The organism is Akkermansia sp. UNK.MGS-1 (genome assembly GCF_000980515.1).
In the GTDB taxonomy this organism is placed as follows: domain Bacteria; phylum Verrucomicrobiota; class Verrucomicrobiia; order Verrucomicrobiales; family Akkermansiaceae; genus Akkermansia; species Akkermansia muciniphila.
The window spans coordinates 1-21,989 of sequence record NZ_LBCB01000036.1; the positions used below are offsets into that span (position 1 = coordinate 1).

Consider the following 21,989-nt stretch of genomic DNA (forward strand, 5'->3'; position numbering starts at 1 on the left):
GGGTTTCCCCCATTGTGAATGATTCTCGACTGCTGCCACCCGTAGGTGTCTGGACCGTGTCTCAGTTCCAGTGTGGCCGGACATCCTCTCAGACCGGCTACCCGTCATCGCCTTGGTGAGCCGTTACCTCACCAACTAACTAATAGGCCGCGAGCCCATCCCCAAGCGCATTGCTGCTTTAATCTTTCGATACTATGCGGTATTAATCCCAGTTTCCCAGGGCTATCCCGCTCTCGGGGGCAGGTTACTCACGTGTTACTCACCCGTGCGCCACTAGAGAATTATTAGCAAGCTAGCAATTCTCTCGTTCGACTTGCATGTCTTATCCACGCCGCCAGCGTTCGTTCTGAGCCAGAATCAAACTCTCCATCAAATTAATTTTTGAAATTGCTGGACCAAATGGAATCTTGCGATTTCATTTGCGCCATGCTTCAGCCAGCTCTTCCTTCAAGTTGTGTCTCTTGAAGACCTCTTCGCTCTGCCTCGCACGGCGCGCGTCACGACCTTTTTTCTTTCCCCTTGCTTCTACCAAACCACCCCTCTCAGAGCCAGGTAGCTCCTTCGGGCTTTTCATCCCTCCGGCACCTCTCGACGCCCTCGGAAAACCCTCGGCGGTTTTCGGTAGTCATTCCCTTCAAATCTTCTTATCGCAACCCCTTCCGGGGGGTTCTCCGGGTGGCCGGCTCCAGCCGCCTCCAGCGCTCTTCCGAGCCCTTCAGCCGCCGGGCTTTTCATCCCGTCGCCGTGTTGGCGTGCCGAGAAATCTACCATACCACACCTTTTTGTCAATTTTTTTCGAGATGTTTTTTGCGTCCGCTTATTCCCACCACCCCTCCAATACTCACATAACCTACATATCATGAACAGTATATGCTTTTGTCATACTGCCTCTTTCCACCGCATCTTTTTTTGAACGTCCCTCTCTTCCCTACTCTTGTACCCCACCTTTCTTCGAGAAAAACTTATAACAGGTCTATATATTCCCTTTTCCATGAATACCGATTTTCTAATCGGCCGGAATTTTCAGAGAAAGAGAGCCTTCCAACAGAAAAAAGGCCCTTCCCCGCACCAATGAACATACCCTGTTCGGCAACCATCGACATGAACATTATTTCTTCGAATTTTGTCTAACAGGGCATGAAGAATCAGGAAATACACTTGCCAACGCCCAATCCCGAGCATCCTTATGGAGGAGGAAACGGACGTTACCGTTTTCCGGATATCAACGGCATGAATTTACTGGGAGACAATATTTCCCTGCCTCCCATCGTTCCAAAAAGTTTCCATATCATGCTGACTGTTTTTCACCCGGAAACTTTGTACGGAATGAAAAAGTGGCTTCCCTTCTGCGAGGACCTCCGCAAACAGTACAAACATACGCCAACCCCGGTGGAATATAGCATTTTGCTGGTTCTGCAGCCACCCCCAATTGAAGGTGATGTCCCCGCCTTTACACAGGCTCTGGGGGATTTTCCGGATTTTTACATGAAGACCAATTCCCTGATTTCCTATTATGACCAGTCTTTTGTACGCCGCAGACTTTCCCTTCACAAGAAGGCGGAAACAGCGATTGTCCTTCTGGACGGCAACGGCAATATCATCTGGAAGGATGACGGCGGGTTCACGGCCTCACGCGCGGAGCATTTGAAAGTTATCCTGGAAACTCTTTCTCCGCTGGCACCCAGGACAAGAACGCATTAAAAGGAGAATGCGTCTTCTTCGCCTCATCCGCACTTTCCGTTTGAGGTTCCCTCCGGAATATCCCATACTGGCCTCATGCCTACCATTTCTCTTGCTCTCGGTGAACGTTCCTACGACATCCACGTGGAAAACGGAGCACTGGACCGTACCGGAGAGTTTGCCTACCGCGCCGGTCTGGACGGCAAGATTGCGGTTATCACGGACAGCTGCGTCGCCCCGCTTTATGCAGAGCGCGTAATGAAGTCCCTGGAGAGCGCGGGATTCATGCCCAGCCTGCACGTAGTGAATGCCGGGGAAGCTTCCAAAAATATGCTTCAGGCCCAGGAGCTGTGTTCCGAACTGGTCCGGGCCGGGCTTGACCGCACCGGATGCATCGCCGCTCTGGGCGGCGGCGTAGTAGGGGATCTGGCCGGCTTCATCGCTTCCATTTATTACCGGGGCATCCCCTTCATGCAAATTCCAACAACGGTGGTCGCCCAGGTGGACAGTTCCGTAGGAGGAAAGACTGCCGTCAATATTCCAGAAGGGAAAAATCTTGTAGGAGCCTTTCATCAGCCGTCCGTCGTGGTAATCGACCCTACCACGCTGGTGACTTTGGATCGACGTACGCTGGCGGAAGGTTTGGCGGAAGCCGTCAAGCACGCAGCTATCAAAGACGCTTCCATGCTTCATGAATTGAAAGGGCTGGGGACGGAACTCTCCATCGGCTTCTCCCTGAATACTATTACCAGGCTTCCTGACCTAATCTCCCGGAACGTGGCCATTAAGGCCCGCATTGTAGAAAATGATGAATTGGAAACTCTGGATATCCGGGCTCTGCTCAATTTCGGCCACACCATCGGCCACGGCATTGAAGCTGCCGTCCCTTACGGAACCATCCTTCACGGGGAAGCAGTGGCGCTCGGCATGCGCGCCGCCCTGTTTCTGAGTGAACGGAAAGCCGGTTTAAGTTCTTCCGATGCCAACAAGATCCTTCGCACGCTTCAGGCGCTGGAACTTCCCTTGGTTCTTCCGGACGGCATTGATACGGCAACTGTTCTTCAAAAAACGGCATCAGACAAAAAGTTCCGGGCCGGAACCATCCGCTTTGTTCTGCTTTCCAAAGCAGGGGAGGCAGGCATTTCTACGAAAATTACCCGGGAAGATATGGCGGAAGCCATTGAAGAATTGCGCCGCCTCCTGGATTGAGTTTACCACCCGTGGCCCTTTGTTCTCCAGCAAGAAAACTCCGGGAGTCGGGCTGTACAGATATTTTCCCCTTCTCTTCGCGCATTTTCCCATCAGGAAGAGGAAAGGATTTACCGGGGGACCTGATACCATATCAAACCGCCCTTCATTCCGGCAAAACAGAATGAAGAGGAACATTGTAGTAATTACCCAATTCCCGGCACGGGGAATTTATTTTTACGGCTCTTCCGCGGTAGGTTCGAATCCATCCACATCCAGAGGCACACTGCCCGTGTATTCCCCGGCATCGAAATGAATTCCTTTCAAAGCATCTTCCAGAGACGAAGAACCATAACATTCCCGGCTGGCCAGACGCATCAATTCATTTGCAATATTTACGGCTTCTTCATTGGGAATATCCCCGGGCAGGGAGGCAGCCAGCTCTTTCACCTCCGCCGCGTGGGCGTTTGCCGTAGCCTGATCCTGAATAAGCAGCAGAACGGCCAGAATTTTTTCTCCCGGAGTTTTAGGAACGGCCTGTTCGCTGGGAACCGAAACATCCCGGGGATGATCCTGCTTCTTGCCGCCGTCACAGGCAACAAACACTAACGCCGCCAAAAAAGCCGTAGAAGGAATGAGATTTCGCTTCATCATGATGATTGGTTGAAAAGCCGGAGGCCTCATTGAATTCATCATGAACACTGAGGATTCCGGAGTCAAATCAGTTTTTATCCTTAAAAACTGTTTTTCAGGCAACATATCTCTTTAACCTCTGCCTCTCGTTCTGAACGCAGGAAACAGCCCTTCCCATTTAATAGGCAAAATATAGGGAGTTCATTGACTCCCTCCGCAGAGCACCATTTCCGAGAATGACGGTTGCGCCTATTTTTTGTGTCACCATTTCAATACGACGTTTGATTTCACAGGACGTCACCGTATAATTCCCCTGAGATGGGTTACCCTATTTGGAACAGACGCCGTTTTTTGAAAACCGCCGCAGGAACAGCCGGATTCCTTGCCGTCATGCCCTGCCTGAACGCAGAAGAGGCCCTGACGAACACAAAACCGCTCAAGGTGGGCCTGGTAGGCTGCGGAGGCCGAGGCCTGGGTGCCATGAAAAACGCTCTGGACGCCGATCCCGGAACAATTGCCTGGGCATTGGCAGACGTGTTTCAGGAACGTATCGATTTCGGCGCCAAATTACTGGCGGAACAGTACGGCAACCGAGCCCGGCTGGACAGGAGCCGCCTGTTCAGCGGCCTGGACAGTTACAAGAGACTGCTGCAAACGGATATTGACGTAGTTCTGCTCTGCACTCCCCCCGCTTTCCGTCCGGAACATTTGGCGGTGGCCATTGACGCCAGCAAACATATTTATGCGGAAAAACCCGTGGCGGTGGACGTTCCCGGCGTGCTTTCCGTACTGGAATCCGCACGGCTGGCAAAACTCAAAAATCTGGTGATTCTGGACGGCTTCTGCTGGCGCTACGACAAGGCGAATGAGGAAGCCCACCGCAAGCTTTCCTCCGGGCAGCTGGGCCGTGTCCTCTCCTTTGACGGGTTATATTATACCACTCCTCCCAAGTCTCCGCTGGCCCTGGATTCCCGACCTTCCTCCGATACGGACGTGGCATGGGCGCTACGCAACTGGACCGCATGGAACTGGCTGAGCGGAGGCCAGTTTGTGGAACAAATCGTCCATACGATTGACGGCATGGTCTGGTCCATGAACGAGCAGCTTCCTCTGGCGGCTTTCGGCTCCGGAGGACGCGCCCAGCGCCGGGATGACGGCGACGTATGGGATCATTACGACGTTTATTTTGAGTACGGCCACAACGTAACGGCCCACATTTCATGCAGACAGTGGGTTGGCTGCCACGGGGAAATCGTGGACCGCACCATCTGCGAAAAAGGAATGCTGGTTACTCCCTACCGCCCCTACATTCAGGCGAATAACCGCTGGCGTTTCCGCGGGGAACGCGGCAATATGTACGCAGACACGCATGTGGCCTTTTACCGTTTCCTGCGCTCCGGCACCTGGACCCAGACACTGGAAAGCGCAGCCAATAAAACCCTGGCTGCCATCATGGGGCGTGAAGCGGCCCACACAGGCCAGCGCATTACCTGGGAACAGATTAAGAAAAGCACCGCACGGCTGGTGCCTGAAGACCTGACGATGGATACGCCCCTGCCGCCCGCCCGCATCCCGCGCCCGGGCAGAACGGCCTGACGGAGGCTCCATCCCTTTCTCTCCACGGTTCATGGCCAACATCTTTCCACCCAATACCAACAAGCGCTTTTACGGGATTGCCGCCCTGGTTGCGCTCGCTGCCGCGTTCGTACTGGGGGGAATATATTATGTTAATTTCAGCATTCCGGAGTATGAACCCGTGCAACCCGTCCGCTTTTCCCACAAACTTCACGCCGGAGATCTGAAGATGAGCTGCACGGCTTGCCACAGCGCCGCACAGCGCTCATCCAGAGCCGGCATTCCGGATACGAAGTCCTGTCTGGGCTGCCACCAGCATATTCTTCCGGACAGCCCGCTCATCGCCCCCCTGAGGGAAGCGGCGGACCCGCAATACCCCGGTTACACAGGAGAACCGGTCCGCTGGGTGATGGTCAACCGCCTGTCCGGTCACGCCTATTTTAACCACATGGCCCACCTGAACCGGGGCATCGGCTGCACGTCCTGCCATGGAGACGTGGCGGGCATGGAACGCATCAGGGCTCCACGCGACGCCCGCATGCAATGGTGTCTGGACTGCCACCGCAATCCGGCTCCCCATCTGCGCCCGCTGGAGGAAACGGCCAGTTCCCGTTATTCCGCCGCAGACTACCTCCGCACGCATTCCATCCGGGATGAAGAAGGGAAAAGCATCCAAACCCCGCTTCAACTAGGAAATTTCCTGAAACGCCAATGGAAAATTCAGCCGAAAACGGATTGCACCGCATGCCATCACTGACCTCCATAGCCTGTTTGACATCCGCGGCGCCAAAGTTATTCCTCCCTGCGTTCCCGGATACTGCGTAATAAAAAGACCAAAGGACTTTTCATTAAATGATTCCTTCCTTGAATCCGTAATCAATGACATTGAATTCCACAAGAAAGATTTCCTCCTGTTCCCTGTTTATCCCTTATTGGCCCAAAGATAAAGACTACCGTCAATCACCACTTGATTTCATCCTTCGGATTTCCTAAAAAAAGCCATCCCTGTTTCATCAATCCCCATCATTACCCGGTTTGACTCCCCTCCCTCCATTTTCCCAGAATGAAGTTCCCCAGAACCACCCCGCTTTTCTTCCGGAAGAAGAACGGGGGATGACGCGGCGTTCCTTCATGAAATGGATGGGTGCAGGGGCAGCCCTGGCAGGGATAGGGCTGCCGGCCTGCCGCCGTGTGGAAAAATACCTGGTTCCCTATAACGAAGGGCCTGAATGGTCTGTTCCCGGCGTGGAAACGGCTTACGCCACCTGCCTGACCATGGGAGGAAACGCGCAACCCGTACTGGCCGCCTGTTATGAAGGGCGCCCCGTCAAATTGATTCCCTCCCTGCAATACCCGGAAGGTCCGGGGCTGCCGGCTGCGGCTCAGGCCTCCATTCTGGACCTTTACGACCCCGGCCGCAGCAAACATGTCCTGTTCAACGGCAATCCGGCCTCCGAAGACGAATTCCGGGGAGCCTTTTCTTCCTGGTCCCGCAATCTTCGGGATGGTGGCGGCATCGGCCTTCTCCTTCCCCCTTCGGCTTCCCCTCTGCTCCATTCCATGCTGGAGGAAATCACCAGGAAAAATTCACTCGTGCGCATCTACCGGTATTCCCCCGTGCCTGAACCGGGTTCCGGCATGCAGGCGGGGCTGCCGGAAGAAGTACGGTTCCGCGTGCGTTTTGCGCGCTCCAGGCGCATCCTCTCCCTGGATTGCGATTTTCTTCATCAAAACCCCTATGGAAACACGCGCGACTTCATTGCGTCCCGCTCCCCGGAAGGGCTTTATTACAAAGAAGAAAACAGGAACCGAACACGCCTTTACGCCGTGGAGGGACGCGTTTCCCTGACCGGGGCCCATGCCGACCACAGGCTGCCCGTTCCTCCCGCACGCCTGGCGTTTTTCCTGGAGGAACTGTTCCGCTATCTTTCCAGCAAAAAAAACTCCGGCCAAACGCTTTCCCCTCCCCGGCGAACGGACCATCCCCTGACGGAAAGGGAACTCAACTGGCTTCGCCACTGTGCGGATGACTTATTCAGCCACTCTGGAGAAAGCGTGGTCCTCCTGGGGGACAATCATCCGGAATTATCCGGCATCGTCTGGAAGCTCAACTGTCTTCTCGGCTCCATGGGGACATGCATCCAGTTGTTAAAGGCACCGCGCCCAACTCCCTATGGCACGCTGGACGATCTTGTTCGGGACATCCGGGGGAAAAAGGTGGAAATCGTTTTTTTACTGGATGCGGGAAATCCCGTGCTGGATTCCGGGCACAGTTCCAGACTGTCGGAAGCCCTGAACAGGGTGGAAAGCATCCACCTTGGAATGTATGAAGATGAAACCTCCCGCGTCTGCCGCTGGCACCTGCCGGCAGCCCACTTTCTGGAATCATGGGGAGTGGAGCGGGATTACCGGGGCAGATTTTGCTATCGCCAGCCCGTCATTCTTCCCCTGTACGGGGGCATTTCTCCGGAAGAAGTGCTTTCCGGCCTGCTTTCCTCCAAAGGCCATCTCTCCACGGCGGACAATTCCCCCACCCACCTCTCTCCCGTTTACCACAGAGCGCGCAAATGCTTTGAACGCGCCGTGAATCCGGAAAATAAAACTGCGGCCTGGGCTCAGGCGCTTCAGCGCGGCTATTCGGAAGAAACGGCCTATGCTCCCCTGTCCCCGCAGGAAGAAACGGCTCTTGGAACAGCCATGATGCAAACGCCCGCAGCGCCTTTTGGCGGCCACGGGAAAAAATTGGGAACCGGGATGCTGGAATTGCAATTCCGCCCGGACTATTCCATTGGGGACGGCCGCTGGAAACGCAATGCATGGATGCAGGAATGCCCGGACCCAATAACAGGCGTCAGCTGGGCGGCGTCCGCACAGGTCTCCCCCGCCACCTTTCTGCGGCTGGGAGGTTCGGATTCCGGGCCCATGCACTGCACGCTTACCGCCCCCTCCACGCAAATGGAAGTCATCCTGTGCCCCATTCCGGGAGTGGCGGATAATCTCATTATTCTTCCTCTGGGTTATGGCGGCATCAACCACGTAGCGGAAAGGCAGGAAAATTCCGGCGGATACGAACTCCGCAGACAGGTGGAAAAAACGGAAGCATACGGCATTGCCCCGGAACAGATTGCCTTGTCTGCCCTCCGGGAGCGGACGGAAGCCATTCAAAGCCCCGTTGTGCAACCTGCCCCGTTCTCCCTGCATCCCGGTCTGTCCCGCGTCCCGCCTCCCCCTCCCGGCGCGGATGCCGTTTACCAGTGGAAAATGGCCATTGACACGTCCCGTTGTATCGGCTGCAACGCCTGCATGATTGCATGCCGCGCGGAAAATAACATTCCCGTGGTAGGGCGTGACCAGATGGCCAGGGGCCGCGCCCTGGACTGGATACGTATCGACAGATACTTCACGGAGGAAGGGACGCTCACCTCCATCCCCGTGGCCTGCCAGCAGTGCGGCAAGGCCCCATGCGAATCCGTATGCCCCGTCAATGCCACCGTGCATACTGCGGAAGGCCTGAACGCCATGGTGTACGCCCGGTGCTGGGGTACCCGGTACTGCGCCACCAACTGCCCGTACAAGGCTCGGCGCTTCAATTTTTTTGATTACGCCAAAGCATCGGAACAGGCCACGCGCCTTCAGCGCAATCCCAATGTAACCGTTCGCTCCCGCGGCGTCATGGAAAAATGCACCTACTGCGTCCAAATGGTGGAACGTGCCAAAATCCGGCACAAATCCCGCTTGATGAAGGAGCATCCGGGCCAGCCATCCACCTCCATCCATGTGACGGCCCAGGACATGCTGCTTCCGGACGGGGCGGCTCAAACGGCCTGCCAGCTCGCATGCCCGATGGGAGCCATCACCTTCGGCAATGTGCTGGACCCCGCCGCAGCCGTTTTCCGCGCCAAGTCCCTGCCGCGCCACCAGGATCTCCTCTCCTGCCTGGGCACGTCTCCCGGCACGGGCTACCTGGTTCCGGCAAGAAACCCCAATCCGGCCATGGAGAAATAAAATGCCCTGCCCGGAAATTGATAAAAAACGGCCCTTCCTTAAAAAATAAGGCCGCCTTCTTCAGGAGGCGGCCTTACCAGTCAAAGGTCTTTTGATAAGCTGGTCACTCAATCTTCCACAATTTGCTCCACGGTCGTAATCGTTTCCACCACGTCGATGTTGGCGGCGTCGGCAAAATCATTCACCGCCTTGAGCAGAGCCGGAGTCATCAGCTTGTCCTTTTGAATGCGCTCGCAATTTTCCAGCATGTCCACGATGGTGTCCTGGGCGTCTCCGTTCAATTTGGTGATGCGGATAGCCTGCTCGGAAGTAAGCTTCATCTTTTCCATGGACTTGTCCAGCTGCTTGGCCTGCTGGGTCAACGCATTGAGCTGCTTAATGGCGATTTCAACCGCAGCGTTGTCCTTCACGTCGTCCAAAACCTTGTTGGCGGAAGAAATCAGGTCGATATTCTGCTTGACCATCTGCACGGGATCGGCAGCGTTCTGGGCAAAGGCGGAAGCGGAGCATACGATGGCCACCACAGGGAGTACTTGATACGTCTGAATCATTGTTTTATCGGTGTTCGGGTTGAAGAAGAAACATCTTCTTTGCTTCTTTAGATTCATTCCGGCGGATAAATCGTTGCCCTCTTATCTGTCATGCGCCTCTTACAAGCTGACCGTCAGCAAACGGCAGAAAAACAATCTTACCCGGCCACACGCCTCCCCGCCCCGTCTTCCAGCAAAAAACGGAGAGGGCAGTATTTGGCGGATTCCAGATTGGGATCTTCCGCCAGAATAGCCTCCGCCAGCTGCCGCCCGCGGTGAATCAGGCGCGCATCCAGCAGCCATTCCTCAAAACGTACTCCCTTCAAGCCGCTCTGGGACGTACCCAGCACGTCTCCAGGGCCGCGTAGCCTCAAATCCTGTTCCGCCAGGTCAAATCCATTCGCCGTAGTTTCCACGATGCGCAGCTTCTCCCATTGCTCATCCTCCGGACGGGCGTCCGTCATCAAAATGCAGTAGGACTTGTGCGACCCGCGGCCGATGCGCCCCCGGAGCTGATGAAGCTGGGAAAGCCCGAAACTTTCCGCATTATTGATGATCATCACCGTGGCATTCGGAACATCCACCCCCACCTCCACCACCGTGGTGGACACCAGCACGCTGATGCGGTTGGAGCGGAAATCCTTCATCACCGCCTCTTTTTCCTCTGAAGACATCCTGCCGTGCAGCAGCCCCACATCCACATGAGGCAGCAGAGCCTTCCACTCGTCCCATTCCTTCGTCACGGCTTTCCCCTTCCGGGAATCCTCTCCGTCAATCAGGGGGGAAACCACGTAAATCTGCCTCCCTTCCTCCAGCTGGTTCCGAACGAATGCCAGCACTTTTCCCTTATCCTTCTCCGTACGGATGGCTGTTACGACCGCCCCGCGCCCCCCGGGCACGCCGTCCAGGATGGAAACGTCAAGCTCCCCGTAAAAAGTCAGCGTCAGCGTGCGGGGGATAGGGGTAGCGGTCATCACCAGCACGTCGGGGCGCTCTTCCCGGTCAATCAGCTTCTCCCGCTGATTCACGCCGAATTTGTGCTGTTCGTCAATCACGACCAGCCCCACACGCTCCGGCACATTTTTCCCGTACAGCAGGGCATGCGTGCCAACCACAATCCCGCCCTGCTTTCCAAACGATACATGGGATTCTTCCTTCCTGTCCGCCGTCACCAGGGAAACAGGCACATCCAGCTTGTCCAGCATCTGCCGGAACTTCAAATAATGCTGTTCCGCCAGAATCTGCGTGGGCGCCATCATCACGGCGGAATAACCGTGTTCCACGGCCAGCAGCATGGCGCACAGAGCCACCAGCGTCTTGCCGGACCCGACATCCCCCTGAAGCAGGCGGTTCATGGAACGGGGGGCTTTCATATCCCGGTAAATCTCCCTCACGCAGCGCTTCTGAGCCTCCGTCAGCTCAAACGGCAGGGAATCCGCCAGATCCTTCACCAAATGGCTGGAACCTGCGGTCCGCATGCCGGGCATTTCATCCGCCCGCCTTCTTCTGTAGGCCACGTTCAACTGCTGAGCAAGGCATTCCTCCAACGCAAAACGGCGCCGCGCCCGGTCCCGGGCCTCTGCGGTCTCAGGAAAATGAAGATCCCTCAATGCCGTTTTGCACGGAGTGTCCGGCACAAACTCATACACCTCCGGTTCCGGAGCCGGGGAAAGCCTGGACAGCGTCTCCCATACGATTTCCCGCAGCCTGCGGACCGCAATCCCCATACGGCCGCCATACACGGGAACAATGCGGTTCAAATGAATGGACTGCTCATCTCCTTCCCGGATAATTTCAAAATCCGGATGCACCATACTGAGCTTTTTCCCATACGGTTTCATGCGCCCGTATACAATCATCTCCTGCCCGGCGCACAGCATCCTGGCTACGCCCGGCATGCTGAACCACAGGCAGGAAAAACGGGCCTGCCCCAAAGACTGCTCATCCGCCAGCACGGCTTCCACATACCGGCCGCGGCCCTTGCCGCCCCGTCCGCCCCAGCCTTTCCAGCCCACATCCACCACCCTCCCTCTCAGGCAGACGGGCACACCGGAAGACAGGGAATCATAGCGGTCAAACATGCGGCGGTCTTCATACCTGCGCGGAAGCATGAACAACAAATCCCGTACGGAGGCCATTCCCGCCGCCTGCATGGCCGCCAACTCTCTGGGGCGGATAAAAACGCATTCCTCCAGAGAAGATGTTAAAAGCAATTCTCCAGCCATGAACCCAAGAACGTATCCCTTATCATGCACCATGTGCGCGTACCCGTCAGAGCGCTGCGGCGGGCCGTGTCTCCAGACAGCGCCTGTAATAATCCACGCGGGAAATGAACCAGCTCCATTTATGTCCCGGACGGCCGTTGGTCAGCAGCGGGGCCGGGCAATTCTTCCCCGTCCAATAATAATGAGGAACCACATTACGGAGCGGAATATGGTACTGCTTCATCAGCACTGCCGTCAGCTTGGCGGAGCGGTTCCAGGTAACAATGGGGTTATGGCTCCTTACCTCCCCCATCTCAATGCCGATGGAGTACATGTCTCCGGGGCCGCCCCGGTCTGCGTGGCGGCCCGTCTCATTCAGCGGAATATGCTGGACGGCACAGTACTGGTCCACCGTAAAATGCCAGTTCAGGGACCCCATGGCCCCCCTTTTCAATGCCCGGGCATGCGCCGCGGCGTCACCCTTGGGATTGGCTGTGCTGTGAATCGTGATAAACCGCGGATGCATGGAATGGGCGGCCCGGCGAGCACGGGAGCGCGGGGACATGAAATCACGGTTAATGTGCACCTCTCTGGACATCTGGGCCATCGTGCGCGGCACGGGAGGCACATTCTGAATCCTGAAGCTGACGGCGGGCGGGCGCGGGGCGTCCGAACACGCCGCCAGCAAAGCCGGCAGCATCAGAAACACCGCATTTGCCGACAACATTCTGACATTCATGATTCTTCCCTAGACTATCGCAGACGAGCTGGCAAGCAGATTTCCAGTCAAAACAGTCTTTTTCACCCTTTCCGAGAAACACGGCAGCAGGAAAAAGGGATATCCTGAAGAAAGCCCCCGCGCACAGCCATCCGGCAATCAGGGCAACGCCATTCCCCGCATGCGGTTTCCATGCCCGGAGAAACAAAACCGCCCCATAAAAAGCCGCACGGGAGGCTTGCCAACGGCTATTTCCGTGCATACACTATCTTCACCATGAGTACCACTCACGAAGCAGCTAAGAAGTGGGTCGAAGAAATCGCCCAGCTTTGCCAACCCGACTCCATCTACTGGTGCAACGGCTCTCAGGAAGAAAATGACGAGCTTTGCAACATGATGGTAGAAAAGGGCACCTTTATCAAACTGAACCCCGAGAAGCGCCCCGGGTGCTTCCTCGCCCGTTCCACCCCCTCCGATGTAGCCCGTGTGGAAGACCGCACGTTCATCTGCAGCGAGAAGGAAGAAGACGCCGGCCCGACCAACCATTGGGCTGATCCCGTTGAAATGAAGGCCAAACTGAAGGGCCTCTTCAATGGCTGTATGAAGGGCCGTACCATGTACGTGATTCCCTTCTGCATGGGCCCCCTGGACTCCCCCCTGGCCAAAATCGGCATTGAAATCACGGATTCCCCCTATGTCGTGACCAACATGCGCATCATGACCAAGATGGGTGAACAGGTTCTCAAGCGCCTGGAAGACGAAGTCAAGGGCGGCGGCAACCCGAAGCGTGACGGTTACGGGACATTCGTTCCCTGCCTCCACACCGTGGGCGCTCCGCTTGCAGACGGCCAGGTGGACGTGCCGTGGCCCTGCAACGAAGAAAAGTACATCTGCCATTTCCCGGAAACGGAAGAAATCTGGTCCTTCGGTTCCGGTTACGGCGGCAACGCCCTGCTCGGCAAAAAGTGCCTGGCCCTGCGCATCGCCTCCGCCATCGCCCGCAAGAACAAGTGGATGGCTGAACACATGCTCCTTCTGGGCATTGAATCCCCGGACGGCACCAAGGCCTACGTCGGCGGCGCATTCCCGTCCGCCTGCGGCAAGACCAACCTGGCCATGCTCGTTCCCCCCGCCTCCTACCGGGAAGCCGGCTGGAAAACCTCCATCATCGGTGACGACATCGCCTGGATCTGGCCTCATGAAGACGGCACCTTCCATGCCATCAACCCGGAAAACGGCTACTTCGGCGTGGCTCCCGGCACGTCCTACAAGACGAACCCGATCGCCATGGACACCATCAAGGAAAACGTCATCTTCACCAACGTTGGCCTGACCGACGACGGCGACGTCTGGTGGGAAGGCATGGACGGCCCCGCTCCCGCCCACGCCATCGACTGGCAGGGCAATGACTGGACCCCGGATTGCGGACGCAAGTGCGCTCATCCGAACGCCCGTTTCACCGCCCCCGCCTCCCAGTGCCCGACGATTGATCCCGAATGGCAGAACCCGGAAGGCGTTTCCCTCTCCGCGATCCTGTTCGGCGGCCGCCGCGCCACCACCATGCCCCTTGTCTTCCAGTCCCGCGACTGGACGCACGGCGTTTACGTCGGCGCGACGATGGGTTCCGAAATGACCGCCGCCGCCTTCGGCAACATCGGTCAGGTCCGCCGCGACCCGATGGCCATGCTTCCCTTCATCGGCTACCATGTGGGCGACTACTGGCAGCACTGGCTGGACATGGGCAAGACCGTTGCCAATCCTCCGCTGATCTTCAACGTGAACTGGTTCCGCAAGGACAAGGACGGCAACTTCATCTGGCCGGGCTACGGCGACAACATGCGCGTTCTCGACTGGATCCTGCGCCGCGCCAAGGGCAAGGCTGAAGGCCAGAAGACCGTGCTGGGCGTCTCCCCGACCTATGCCGAACTGGATAAGACGGGCCTCGACTACAGCGAAGAACAGTTCAACGCCAACATGGCTCTCAACCCGAGCGAATGGCAGGCTGAACTGGAAAGCCAGACCGAGCTGTTCGACAAGGTGGGCAAGAAGCTCCCGGCCGAACTGGAAGAACAGCGCCAGCTCCTCATTAAGAGCTTTTCTTAAAAGTCCACCTGACTTAAGAAAAAACTCTTAAGGCAGAGGCCGCCCTTTGACAGGGCGGCCTCTTTTATTCCATAGCAACGAATTTCAAATCCGTTTTACAAGAAAAAAATCTATAATTTTCTCGTTTTCTGTATGGAACAGTGAAAATAAACAAACGAAAAAAGAAACCAATCTTGTAATAGGGATATTTTCAAAAACCTATTTATTAATGGGTTAAGATAGAAAAACATTCAACGAATTTGAAAATCGTTGAATCTTTTTGCAATTACGTGCTATTGTCATATGGCTATCAATCTATCCATTAAAAAATATTTGCTGCTGGCAGCAGGGCTGCTTTTCTGTGGTGCGGCAAAGGCGGCGGAGACAGCTACCTATACATGGGATTTTTCCTCCGCGGCTGCCGTCATGGGGGGAACTGCTACAGGTAATTTCAATACTGCCCAAGATACAGAGAAGGGGACGGTTCTTACCGGTTCCACCTTTGACGAACGCGGTACAAATGTATTCCGGGAAATGCTGAACGGAGCCCTTTCCGGGGAGGGGACCATGAGCATCACCATGGACATCTCATGGGGAGGCAACAATTCCCTTGAGAATATCATTCACGTTGCCCGCAGCGGATTCGGCTTCAGCCTGGGACTCAGCAATGGGGCTGTTGCCATCAACTCCGGCAATCTCTCCTCCGGAAGAGCAATCGCAGAAGCCGGACTGACGGCAAATACGTGGACAAACGTAACCGTTGATATCCTGGGACATGACGTAACCGTTACTCTTGATAATGGTACTGCTGCCAGCACCGCAACCGTTTCTATCAGCGATATCGCCTGGTACACCGGAACTGATGACGGAGGAGATACCCAAAACGAGATGTACAGCATTGGACATCGTGCTCCCGGTTGGAATAATGACGGCTTGAACGGCACGAAACTGAGTTCGCTCTCCGTCTCTTATGCCGCTGTTCCGGAACCCTCCACAGCGGCATTGTCTCTGCTTGCGTTCGCGGGATTTGCCGCACGCAGAAGGAGAAAATAACTTCCCTTTCCTCCTTTAATGCCAGCCGTTCCTTTCTTCCCAGGGAACGGCTTTTTTATTGCGCCAAGGCAATAACGGTGGCGGCGGCGCTCAACCTGGAATGGGTCATGGTCAGGAACCAGCCCGTAATGCCCAGCTCCCGGGCGGTCACTCCCGCAGCCCCGTGCAAAAGAATGGAAGGAACTCCCGCATCGCCGCGCACCACCTCCACATCCGTAAAAGCGCACTTCGCCCCGATTCCCGTTCCCAGGGCTTTCGCCACGGCCTCCTTGGCCGCAAAGCGCGCCGCCAGATGCGGCACGGGATCCGCGTGCTTCCGGCAATAAGCCCACTCATCAGGGGTGCAGATGCGCAACGCAAACGCCTCCCCGTTTTTCCGCAGGGCCTGGCGTACGCGTTCCATATCCGCCAAATCCATTCCCAATCCTGCAATGCGGCTCATACTCCGGCAACCGGGATCAATTGAAACGGCGCAATCAGCTCAGGCGGTCGATCGCCTGGCGCATTTCCCTCACGGCCTGCTCCATCCCCACAAAAAGAGCGCGGGATACAATCGTATGGCCGATGTTCAGCTCATGCAGGCAAGGGACGCCAGCCAGCAGCTGTTCCAGATTCTGGTAATTGATGCCATGGCCCGCATTCACCTGGATGCCCAGGGAATGGGCCAGTTCCGCGGCGCGTTTCAAACGGGCCAGTTCCTCCGTGCGCTCCCTGCCGGAATGGTTGGCAAAACATCCGGTATGCAACTCAATCATGGGGGCGCCCAGGCGGGCGGCAGCCTCCACCTGGGGCACTTCCGGATCAATGAACAGGCTCACCTGAATGCCGTTGTCGGCCATTCTTGCCATGGTTGGAGCCAGATCCTTTTCATGAAAAACGGCGTCCAGGCCGCCTTCCGTAGTGATTTCCTCGCGCTTCTCCGGAACCATGCAGATATAGTCCGGTTTCAGCCGCAGGGCAAAATCCACCATCTCCGGGGTATTTCCCATTTCCAGGTTCAGGGGAAGGGCCACGCTCTCCCGGACGCTCAGGGCATCCGCATCCTGCATGTGGCGGCGGTCGCCCCGGACATGGAGGGTGATGGAATCCGCCCCGCCCCTTTGCGCCGCATAAGCGGCGTCCAAAACACTCGGCTCCACATTGAAGGAATCCAGCATGGTCGCGTAGCGGGCCTGCCTCAACGTGGCGATGTGGTCTATATTTACACCTAGCAGCATATCGGTTTTAAGACAAAGGGGCGGGGACGAACATTCAAATTAATGGAGGAAATGGCGGTGTCCCGTAAATACCATGGCAATTCCCGCGGCGTCAGCGGCGGCAATCACTTCCTCGTCGCGGATGGAACCTCCGGGCTGGATGCAGGCGGTGGCTCCGGCGTCAATCGCCACCTGGAGGCCGTCTGCAAACGGGAACATGGCGTCGGACGCCACAACGCTGCCCTTCAGATCCAGGCCGGCCTGCCCGGCCTTCCAGACGGCAATGCGGGCGGAATCCACACGGCTCATCTGCCCGGCGCCGATGCCAAGCGTGCGGTCCGTACCGCCAAAAACGATGGCGTTGGAATGAACCTGCTTCACGACGCGCCAGTTGAAACGCATGGCGGTCAATTCTTCCTCGGTCGGGGGGCGCTTGGTCACCACCTTGGCTTCCAGATTGTCCAGCCCCATCACGTCCGTATCCCGCTTCATGGTCATGAACCCGCCGGGCGCGGAACGGATGATGGGTTCGCGGCGCGCCTTCATCCAGGCTTCCGTGTTCATGCGGATGATGCGGCAATTTTTCTTTTTCTGGAGAATGGCGCGGGCTTCCGCATCATACTCCGGAGCGATGATGACATCCGTGAAAATGGCGCTCAGCACACGGGCCAGGCCTTCCGTCATCGGGCGGTTGACCACGATCACGCCGCCGAAGGGGGCCTGCGTATCCGTTTCAAAAGCCTTCTGCCATGCGTTGCGCAGGTCTTCGTCGTCCTGGCCCACGCCGCAGGGATTCGTGTGCTTCAAAATGCCCACCGTCGGGCGGCGGAACTGGGTAATCAGCTCGGCAGCCCCTTCAATGTCCAGCACGTTCGTATAGGAAAGCTCCTTGCCCTGAAGCTGGTGGAAAATATCCCCGAAGCTGCCGTACAGGCTGGCTTCCTGGTGGGGATTGTCCCCGTAACGCAATTCCTGATACAGGGGAGCGCAGATGCAGAAGCTGCCCTTGGTGCTTTCCGCGCTCTGGTGGCCAAGATAATTAGTGATGGCGTTATCGTAATTGGAGGTGCGCATAAACACCTTCACCGCCAGGTTTTCACGGGTCTTCAGGGTCGTATCCCCCTTGTGGGTCTGCATTTCATCCAGAATGCGCGCGTAATCCGCGGGATCCGAAACCACCGTGACGGAAGCGTAATTCTTGGCGGCGGAACGGAGCATGGACGGCCCGCCGATATCTATTTTTTCAATAGCTTCCTCCAGCGTGACTCCGGGCCTGGCGACGGTTTCTTCAAAAGGATACAGATTCACGCAGACCAGGTCGATGGGCTTGATGCCGTTTTCCTTAGCCTGGCGCACATGCTCCTCATTATCGCGGCGGTGCAGCAGACCCCCGTGCACCATGGGATGAAGCGTCTTCAGGCGCCCTTCAAACAACTCCGGTTCTCCGGTATAGTCGGAAATCTCAATCACCGGAAGGCCCAGGCCTTTCAGGAAAGCGGCGGTCCCGCCAGTGGAAATAAGCTCTACTCCAAACTCGTGCAGGCCCTTGGCAAACTCCTCCAGGCCGGTCTTGTCGGAAACGGATATCAATGCGCGCTGAATAGCCATAAGATCAAATATCTGTAATGTACCCGCGGGCGAACCCCACCCCTCCGGGAGAGAACGCGATAAATGCGGTTCCTTTCCCTACATACTACTGCCGCGTGAAGCAAGCGCAATGTCACCAATCATGACAACCGGGAGGATTTTTCCTCCCAAAACATAAAAAAACGCCCTTTTTATCGCTCTTGTCTTGACATTCGGGCGAATACTTACTACTTCAACCGCTCACAAATAACCATTTCTTTTTAGCCATGGCAACGATGGAAGTAATTCTCGCAACAAAAATTGAAGGGCTCGGCGCAGAAGCCGACCTGGTGACCGTTAAGGCTGGCTATGGCCGCAACTACCTCATCCCCAAGGGTCTGGCCCACGAAGCAACAGCCTCCAACCGCCGTTTCATCGCCAATCTTCAGGCCGCCCGCGCCAAGCGCGAAGCGGAAGAACTCAGCGCCGCTCAGGAAGTGGCCGCCAAGATCAGCGGACTGACCGTAGACCTCACCCTTGAAGTGGGCCAAGGCGGCAAGGCGTTCGGCGCCATCACCAACCAGAACATTCACGATGCCCTGACCGCTCAGGGCGTGGAAGTGGACCGCCGGGCGATTGAACTCGAAAAGCCGATCAAGAGCGAAGGCGAACACGAAGTCGTCATCAAGGTGCATCCCCAGGTGGAAGCCACGCTCAAGGTGATCGTCAAGGAAAACGCCTAAGAGGCGCGCATCCCTTTTCCGGCAGGCCCGGTTCCCACCTTGGGGACCGGGCCTCTTTTTGTCACCCTTTTTACTTCCCTTCCCTGAACAAACAAGGCATCATGCCTGCGTTGGGTGTCACTCGACCTCATGCACGGCATCGTTCCATCCCCCCACCGAAATCAACGGCATGATCCGGCTCTATCGTCAAACTCCGGAAGGCATTGAGCGCACCACCCAGGTGGATGCGGCGGAACAACACTTGGATTCCGTCTTCTGGATTGACCTCCTTACCCCGGAACCGGCGGAAATCAAGTTTGTGGAACGCCTCTGCGGGCTGGAAATGCCGACCTATGACGAAATGAGGGAGATTGAGGCCACCAGCCGTCTGTACACGGAGGACGGAGCGCGCTTCATGACCACCACGGTTCTCAGCCGCGTGGATACGGAATCCCCCTCCCTGTCGGAAATCACCTTCGTCCTCATGGGGGCGAAAATCATCACCATCCGCCATTCGGACTCCTATTCCTTCCGCGTTTTTTCCCACCAGCTCCTGCGCCAGAAGCAAATCAGCCGGGACCAGGTTTTCACCGGCCTGCTGGAAACCATCGTGGACCGCCAAGCGGACGTGCTGGAACGTTTCGGCGCAGAACTGGACCGCCTTTCCAAAAACATCTTCCGCAGGGACGAACCTGAAGGCAAGACCAGCAAGCGGGTGCCCGTCTCCAGTGCCCTGCGCCTGACGCTCCAGGACCTGGGCCGCGTGGGCGACCTGCTCACCCGCCAGCGGGACTGCCTGGTCAACCTTCTGCGCCTGCTCACGTACGCCAGCAACGAAGAGGCCTTGGACGACACCAACTCCACGCTGTACATCAAGCTGCGTCCTCTGAGCCGGGACGTCACTTCCCTTTCCGAATACGCCAACTTCCTTTCCAGCAACGTCAACTTCATGCTGGACGCCGTTCTGGGACTCATCAACATCGAACAGAACGAAATCGTTAAAATCTTCACCGTGGCGGCCGTGGTCTTCATGCCCCCCACGTTAATTGCCAGCATTTATGGGATGAACTTCGCCCACATGCCCGGCCTGGAAAACGAATACGGCTACTACATCTCCCTGGTAGTCATGCTCGTTTCCATCATCCTGCCCCTGGTTTACTTCAGAAGCAGGCGCCTGCTTTGAACGGGTCCTGCCTCAAAATCTCCCTCTCCTTCCGTTAAAACTCCTACCGTTTCATTACTGACATGGACTCCAAAATCACCCGCCTGATTGAACAGGCCTCCGTCATTGTCGGCGCCCTCCCCTACCTCCAGGCCTACCGGGACAAAACATTCCTCATCAAATTCGGCGGCAGCGCCATGGATGACGCCCGCCTGGTCAAAAAGCTCATGCGGGACATCGTTCTGCTGGAAGTCCTGGGCTTCAACCCCGTGATTGTCCACGGCGGGGGCAAAGCCATTTCCAAGGCGATGGCGGAGGCAGGGCTGGAAGCCCATTTCGTCAACGGGCTTCGCGTCACGACTCCGGAAGCCATTTCCATTGTGGAACGCACCCTTTCCGGAACCATCAATCCCGGTCTGGTTCAAATGTTCCGCGACTACGGCGGCAAGGGCGTAGGCATTCCCGGCACGGAAATCTTCGTTGGGGAACGCATCCATGAAAAAGATGAACAGGGCAACCCCATAGATATCGGTGAAGTGGGCAACGTCATCGGTTGCCTGACGGAGCGCATCACGGAAGCGCTGGAACTCCAGATCACCCCCATCGTCTCTCCGCTGGCAAAAGAACTGGGCACCCATAAACCGCTCAATGTGAACGCAGACCTGGCAGCCGCCGCCCTGGCCAAGGAACTCAAGCCGGTGAAACTCATCTATATTTCCGATGTCCCCGGAATCATGAAAGACCCTTCGGATCCCTCCACCCTCATCAAATCCGTCACGCGTACGGAAGCCCTCGACCTTATCAAGGACGGCACCGTATCCGGCGGCATGATACCTAAAATCCACTCCGCCATTGACGCCCTGAACGCGGGTGTGCGCAAAGTGCACTTCATTGACGGACGCCTTCCCCACACCCTGCTGCTGGAAATTTTCACTCCGGACGGCATCGGCACGGAAATCATCCGGGAACAACGCTGAACTCCCTCGCCGTGAAATTTTCCCTCTTTCTCCCGGCCCTGTTCCTGCTGGCGGCATCCTGCTCCATGCAGCCCACTCCCGCCAGCCTCTCCGGCTCCTGGACCCAGCCCGTCCCCGGGCAGCCTGGGCATGTCCAGGGAATGCAGCTCCTGCCGGACGGCAGGGCCGTTTCCATCAACATGCACACGCTTCTCTACCAAGGCTGGCAGCTGGACGGCAGCCGCCTGATCCTGACGGGGAAAAGCATGGGAAACGGCAATTCCTCCCTCTTCACCGCTACCTCCACCATTGACAGTCTCAGCAGAAACACGCTGATTCTGAACACGGACGGAACCCGGGAGGTTTACACCCGCATGGCGGACGCTGACGGGAGATAGTCCCCCGCGCCTGCCGTCATTCATCATCCAGCAGGGACTTGTTGGCTGCTTTCGCCAGCTCGCAATTCGGGCATTTGTCAATCAGGCGGTCCATCAGGGCTTCAATGCGGGCATCCTTCGCCATCAACTGCTCATCCTTCTTTTTGAGCAAATTCAGCGTGTAATTCACGGCAATCGTCAGAACGCCCAGGCCTCCGATGGCTCCGGCGGAAGACACGGCCGTGTCTGCGGAAATATTGCCTAGGATTGTCGTGCATCCTCCTATGGAAAACAAACACCTGGCTATGGAAAAATTCATCATGGGTCCCGTCTAGCAGACAG

At 56.7% G+C, this 21,989-nt stretch carries 19 protein-coding genes and 1 rRNA gene; 11 read left to right on the forward strand and 9 right to left on the reverse strand.

What is annotated here, in order from left to right; translation table 11 throughout:
- A 16S ribosomal RNA gene (locus WW58_RS10340) occupies positions 1-373 on the reverse strand; the annotation flags it as partial.
- A gap of 857 nt (positions 374-1,230) precedes the next feature.
- Here WW58_RS10340 and WW58_RS10350 point away from each other — a divergent pair.
- Both WW58_RS10350 and aroB read left to right on the forward strand, forming a co-directional pair.
- A complete protein-coding gene (locus tag WW58_RS10350) occupies positions 1,231-1,701 on the forward strand; it encodes a hypothetical protein (RefSeq protein ID WP_128191278.1) in 471 nt (156 codons plus the stop codon).
- 75 nt (positions 1,702-1,776) lie between these two features.
- A complete protein-coding gene (aroB, locus tag WW58_RS10355) occupies positions 1,777-2,889 on the forward strand; it encodes a 3-dehydroquinate synthase (RefSeq protein ID WP_046437476.1) in 1,113 nt (370 codons plus the stop codon).
- A gap of 216 nt (positions 2,890-3,105) precedes the next feature.
- Here aroB and WW58_RS10360 read toward each other — a convergent pair whose 3' ends face one another.
- Positions 3,106-3,522, reverse strand: coding sequence for a hypothetical protein (locus tag WW58_RS10360; RefSeq protein ID WP_146023454.1), 417 nt, complete (start codon positions 3,520-3,522; stop codon positions 3,106-3,108).
- Between the two features lie 297 nt (positions 3,523-3,819).
- Here WW58_RS10360 and WW58_RS10365 point away from each other — a divergent pair, with 297 nt between their 5' ends.
- From WW58_RS10365 to WW58_RS10375, 3 genes are all read left to right on the forward strand, one after another.
- The gene (locus WW58_RS10365) at positions 3,820-5,097 is read left to right on the forward strand and encodes a Gfo/Idh/MocA family protein (protein WP_102758657.1); all 1,278 of its coding nucleotides are present in this window, start codon (positions 3,820-3,822) and stop codon (positions 5,095-5,097) included.
- 31 nt (positions 5,098-5,128) lie between these two features.
- Entirely contained in the window at positions 5,129-5,833 is a 705-nt protein-coding gene (locus WW58_RS10370) for a cytochrome c3 family protein (protein ID WP_046437480.1), read from the forward strand.
- Between the two features lie 278 nt (positions 5,834-6,111).
- On the forward strand, positions 6,112-9,081 hold the full coding sequence (locus WW58_RS10375; protein WP_046437482.1) for a 4Fe-4S dicluster domain-containing protein: 2,970 nt from the start codon (positions 6,112-6,114) through the stop codon (positions 9,079-9,081).
- Between the two features lie 107 nt (positions 9,082-9,188).
- On the opposite strand, the gene WW58_RS10380 is transcribed toward WW58_RS10375, so the two are convergent.
- The 3 genes from WW58_RS10380 to WW58_RS10390 form a co-directional block, all read right to left on the reverse strand.
- Entirely contained in the window at positions 9,189-9,632 is a 444-nt protein-coding gene (locus tag WW58_RS10380) for a hypothetical protein (RefSeq protein ID WP_022197033.1), read from the reverse strand.
- A gap of 137 nt (positions 9,633-9,769) precedes the next feature.
- A complete protein-coding gene (gene recG / locus WW58_RS10385; RefSeq protein ID WP_102758658.1) occupies positions 9,770-11,869 on the reverse strand; it encodes an ATP-dependent DNA helicase RecG in 2,100 nt (699 codons plus the stop codon).
- A gap of 13 nt (positions 11,870-11,882) precedes the next feature.
- Complete coding sequence (locus WW58_RS10390; protein ID WP_102758659.1) at positions 11,883-12,554, reverse strand: peptidoglycan recognition protein family protein; 672 nt, start codon at positions 12,552-12,554, stop codon at positions 11,883-11,885.
- Positions 12,555-12,809: 255 nt separating this feature from the next.
- Between WW58_RS10390 and WW58_RS10395 the strand changes: the two genes are divergently transcribed.
- Both WW58_RS10395 and WW58_RS10400 read left to right on the forward strand, forming a co-directional pair.
- Entirely contained in the window at positions 12,810-14,636 is a 1,827-nt protein-coding gene (locus tag WW58_RS10395; RefSeq protein ID WP_031930846.1) for a phosphoenolpyruvate carboxykinase (GTP), read from the forward strand.
- A gap of 282 nt (positions 14,637-14,918) precedes the next feature.
- On the forward strand, positions 14,919-15,668 hold the full coding sequence (locus tag WW58_RS10400; protein ID WP_046437484.1) for a PEP-CTERM sorting domain-containing protein: 750 nt from the start codon (positions 14,919-14,921) through the stop codon (positions 15,666-15,668).
- Between the two features lie 55 nt (positions 15,669-15,723).
- On the opposite strand, the gene acpS is transcribed toward WW58_RS10400, so the two are convergent.
- The 3 genes from acpS to purH are packed head-to-tail and all read right to left on the reverse strand — an operon-like array spanning position 15,724 to position 18,472.
- Positions 15,724-16,110 carry a holo-ACP synthase gene (gene acpS, locus WW58_RS10405; RefSeq protein ID WP_012420248.1) on the reverse strand — a complete coding sequence of 129 codons (387 nt, stop codon included), beginning with the start codon at positions 16,108-16,110 and terminating at the stop codon, positions 15,724-15,726.
- A gap of 34 nt (positions 16,111-16,144) precedes the next feature.
- Positions 16,145-16,885, reverse strand: a complete 741-nt coding sequence (locus WW58_RS10410; RefSeq protein ID WP_031930843.1) for a pyridoxine 5'-phosphate synthase — start codon at positions 16,883-16,885, stop codon at positions 16,145-16,147.
- Positions 16,886-16,924: 39 nt separating this feature from the next.
- A complete protein-coding gene (purH, locus tag WW58_RS10415; RefSeq protein WP_012420246.1) occupies positions 16,925-18,472 on the reverse strand; it encodes a bifunctional phosphoribosylaminoimidazolecarboxamide formyltransferase/IMP cyclohydrolase in 1,548 nt (515 codons plus the stop codon).
- A gap of 254 nt (positions 18,473-18,726) precedes the next feature.
- On the opposite strand from purH, the gene rplI reads away from it, so the two are divergent.
- The 4 genes from rplI to WW58_RS10435 all read left to right on the forward strand — a co-directional run bounded on the left by rplI (position 18,727) and on the right by WW58_RS10435 (position 21,668).
- Positions 18,727-19,173, forward strand: a complete 447-nt coding sequence (rplI, locus tag WW58_RS10420; RefSeq protein ID WP_046437487.1) for a 50S ribosomal protein L9 — start codon at positions 18,727-18,729, stop codon at positions 19,171-19,173.
- Between the two features lie 169 nt (positions 19,174-19,342).
- Positions 19,343-20,335 (forward strand): magnesium transporter CorA family protein, encoded by a 993-nt coding sequence (locus WW58_RS10425; RefSeq protein WP_012420244.1) that lies wholly within the window; start codon positions 19,343-19,345, stop codon positions 20,333-20,335.
- A gap of 62 nt (positions 20,336-20,397) precedes the next feature.
- Positions 20,398-21,291: an acetylglutamate kinase gene (argB, locus tag WW58_RS10430; protein WP_046437489.1), complete on the forward strand. Its 894-nt coding sequence runs from the start codon at positions 20,398-20,400 to the stop codon at positions 21,289-21,291.
- Between the two features lie 11 nt (positions 21,292-21,302).
- The gene (locus WW58_RS10435) at positions 21,303-21,668 is read left to right on the forward strand and encodes a lipocalin family protein (RefSeq protein WP_046437492.1); all 366 of its coding nucleotides are present in this window, start codon (positions 21,303-21,305) and stop codon (positions 21,666-21,668) included.
- A 16-nt stretch (positions 21,669-21,684) separates the two neighbouring features.
- Here the strand turns inward: WW58_RS10435 and WW58_RS10440 are convergent, their stop codons facing one another.
- Entirely contained in the window at positions 21,685-21,969 is a 285-nt protein-coding gene (locus tag WW58_RS10440; protein WP_012420241.1) for a hypothetical protein, read from the reverse strand.
- Positions 21,970-21,989: the final 20 nt, after the last annotated feature.